The organism is Micromonospora phytophila (assembly GCF_023656545.1).
GTDB lineage: Bacteria > Actinomycetota > Actinomycetes > Mycobacteriales > Micromonosporaceae > Micromonospora > Micromonospora phytophila.
This window is the reverse complement of record NZ_JAMOKF010000485.1, coordinates 1-3,079: the sequence shown is the minus strand read 5'-3', so window position 1 is coordinate 3,079 and position 3,079 is coordinate 1. Positions and strand designations below refer to the sequence as shown.

4 protein-coding genes are annotated in these 3,079 nt (G+C 72.2%); 1 reads left to right on the top strand and 3 read right to left on the bottom strand.

The features are described from left to right. A partial coding sequence (locus NCC78_RS30080; RefSeq protein WP_250798761.1) for an HAD family hydrolase occupies positions 1–369 on the top strand: 369 nt, incomplete at its 5' end. 82 nt (positions 370–451) lie between these two features. Here NCC78_RS30080 and NCC78_RS30075 read toward each other — a convergent pair. The 3 genes from NCC78_RS30075 to NCC78_RS32145 form a co-directional block, all read right to left on the bottom strand. Further along, positions 452–1,183 carry a hypothetical protein gene (locus tag NCC78_RS30075; protein WP_250798760.1) on the bottom strand — a complete coding sequence of 244 codons (732 nt, stop codon included), beginning with the start codon at positions 1,181–1,183 and terminating at the stop codon, positions 452–454. Between the two features lie 38 nt (positions 1,184–1,221). Further along, on the bottom strand, positions 1,222–2,241 hold the full coding sequence (locus NCC78_RS30070) for an alcohol dehydrogenase catalytic domain-containing protein (RefSeq protein ID WP_250798758.1): 1,020 nt from the start codon (positions 2,239–2,241) through the stop codon (positions 1,222–1,224). Positions 2,242–2,355: 114 nt separating this feature from the next. Further along, complete coding sequence (locus NCC78_RS32145; RefSeq protein WP_284706373.1) at positions 2,356–2,946, bottom strand: TetR/AcrR family transcriptional regulator; 591 nt, start codon at positions 2,944–2,946, stop codon at positions 2,356–2,358. Positions 2,947–3,079 lie beyond the last annotated feature (133 nt).

Below are 3,079 nucleotides of genomic sequence, written 5' to 3'. Positions count from 1 at the left end.
CTGCCGATGGCGGTGGTCAGCAACACGCTCTGCGGCGCCGCGCACCGGGACTTCCTCGCCGCCGCCGGGCTCGCCGGACTGTTCGTGGCCCAGTTCTACAGCGACGAGGCGGGGGTGCGGAAGCCGAATCCCGAGCTGGCGCACCGGGCGGCCCGGGCGGTGGGCGTGCCGGTGGGCGGCTGCTGGTTCGTCGGGGACAGCCTGCACCGCGACGTCGTCTGCGCCCGTCGCGCCGGCGTCGGCGCGACGATCCTGATGCGCTCACCCCGCACCGACCGGGACGGCCCACTACCCGGGGTGGTCCCCGACGCGGTCGTCGAGGACGGGCACGGGCTGGTCGCGCTCCTCGAACGGGCGAAAGACGGCTGACCGGTCACCGGCCAGCCGTCTCCCGCCCGGTCGAGCGGTCCGTGCTCCCCGCCGACGGGTGTCGCGGTCACGTGCTCGTGCCTCACTCCTTCGAGAACGTGACGTCCCGGAGCTCGATGGAGACGATGACGGTGTCCTTGGCGACGTTGCCCTGCCCGTCGGTCAGGTAGACCAGGCGGCGGGTCGGGACCAGGATCCCGTCGAACTCCTGCGGGTCGAAGCTGTAGTTCGCGGCGACGGGCGCGTTCGGGCCGAGCACGTCGGTGACGTAGTCGTGCCGCCGGATGTGCCCGGCGTCGTCGACGTAGTAGATCTGCTCCCGGCTGTGGGTGGCGACGTCGTCGGGGAACACCACCTTGAGCGGTCGCCAGACCTCGCCGTCCTCCCGGTGGGGCTGGAGTTCCTCGATCTGGAACCCCGGTCCCGCGAGCAGGAACGGCTCGGTCAGGTAGTTCGACATGGCGTACCCGTTGAAGTACGCCAGGTGCAGCCGGTCCCACGGGGTGTTGACGTCGTGGCCGGCGAACGCGTCCCTCGGGTGGATCCGCTCCTCCACCACCTCCCCCGCCTCCGTCTCGATCGCCGCCCGGTCGGGGGTGACGACGCTGCGCAGGCCGGGCCCGCCGAACGGGGCGGTGCGGGCGACCTGGCGGTGCAGTTCGACGCGGGTGACCACGTCGTTCAGCACGCCGTCCTGGCCCTTGAGCACCCAGAGGCCACCGCCGCCCAGCACCCGCGCGCTGACCGAGGTCAGCTCGTTCCACCGGTCCAGACCACCGTGTACGTCGATCACCCGTGCCAGCAGTTCGTTCACGTCGTCACTCCTGTTCCTGTGGTGGTTCATGTCCGGTCTCAGGCCGTGGTGTCGAGCACGACGCGGAACCGCGCCCGGCCGGAGAGCATGTGGGCGTACGCCTCGGACGCCTCGGCCAGCGGCCGGACCTCGTTCATCGACCGCACCCCCTGCCGCTGGCTGAAGTGGAGGTTGTCCTCGTTCTCGATCGCGCTGCCGGTGAGGCTTCCGCTGATGGTCCGGGTTCCGAAGATCAGGTCGGCGGGCTGGACGGAGATCGGGTCGAAGCCGGCTCCCACGACGACGAGCCGGCCGCGCGGGGCGAGCCCCGGGACGAGCGCCGACATCGACGCGCCGCTCGCCGCGGTGGCGATGATCGCCGCCGCCCCGCCGAGCGTGCGCAGGGCGACCCCCGGGTCCTCGGCGGCGCTGTCGACGTAGTGCTCGGCGCCCAGCTCCACCGCGAGTTCCGCCTTGTCCGTACCGCGGGAGATCGCGACGACGCGGTGGCCGAGCTTCCGGGCGTACTGCACGCCGAGGTGTCCGAGCCCGCCGATGCCCTGCACGGCCACCAGGGCGCCGGGAGGGGTGTCGAGCTGCTGGAGGGCCTTGTACATGGTCAGTCCGGCGCAGAGCAGGGGTGCCGCGTCGGTCGCGGTCACGCCCTCGGGAACGCGCACGAGCCCGCTGGCCCTGGCGTAGGCGACCTCGGCGTACCCGCCATCCACGGTAGTGCCCGTCAACGGTTGTGCAGCGCAGTTCACGAAGTCACCGCGGCGGCAGGGGTCGCACTCGCCGCAGTGGCCGTTGAGGAAACCGACCCCGACCCGGTCGCCGGTCCGCCAGGCGGTGACGCCGGCGCCGACGGCATCGACCACACCGACGATCTCGTGCCCGGGCACGATCGGGACCGACGGGTCGGGGCGCAGCAGGCCGTTGGCGGCGAGCGCGTCGCTGTGGCAGACGCCGCAGGCCTGTACGCGCAGGCGTACGTGGCCCGGCGACGGCGCGGTCAGCTCCCGTTCGACCAGGGCGAAGTGCTGGTCACCGGTCACTTCGACGGCGCGGTACGTGGACATCGTGTTCCTCTCGGTCAGGACGTGAGTCAGGAGAAGTACGACCGGTCGTCTCGGAACTGGTACGCGAGGGGTGGTCGGTGTGTGCCTGGATGGTGATGCTTGGGCCCGGAGGGCTCAGGTGAGGATGCGGGCGAGGGTGACCGCGAGGAACTCCTCGACGGGTTGCGGGTTGCCGGCGGCCTTGGCCCGCGCGACCGCTCCCTCGTAGCTGCTGACGACGAAGCCGGCGAGCACCGTCGCCGGCTCGCTACCGTGCAGCTCCCCCGCGGCGCGCGCCTGCTCGATGGCGTGGGCGAGGACGGCGACCCACCGGGCGAAGCTGTCGTCGACGGCCTTCCGGATGGCGTCGCTGTGCGCCGGGATCTCGGTGGCGAAGTTGCCGAGCAGGCAGCCGTGGTGCCCCATGGCGCCGAAGAGGCCCGCGGCGTACCGGAGATGCGCCGTGATGCGCTCCAGCGGCGTGCCGCCCTGCTGCTCGTCGAGCATCTCCAGCCTGATCGCCGAGCGGTAGCGCGTCACCGAGTCGACGGCGAGCGCCTCCTTGCTGGCGAAGTGGTTGTAGAAGGTGCCCTTCGGGGCACCGGCGGCGGACACGATGTCCTGGACGCTGGTGCCGTTGTAGCCGCGGGACTGGAAGAGCTCCACGGCGGCCTCGGCCAGCCGCTGCCGGGTGCCGGCCGAGGCCGGCGACTTCGGTCGCCCCATGGCGTGCCACCCCTTCCGTCTCCGCGGCGACCACCCGCCGCCGCACGACCGCAACGATATGACCGGTCGTCTCGGAATGCCACCGCTGTGACGACCATCGCACGCTCCGGCCGCCGCCCCGGTCGCCGCCTGG

Coding starts and splice junctions, on each gene's coding strand:
- NCC78_RS30070 (WP_250798758.1), bottom strand. CDS start 2,241: ATGTCCACGTACCGCGCCGTCGAAGTGACCGGTGACCAGCACTTCGCC.
- NCC78_RS32145 (WP_284706373.1), bottom strand. CDS start 2,946: ATGGGGCGACCGAAGTCGCCGGCCTCGGCCGGCACCCGGCAGCGGCTG.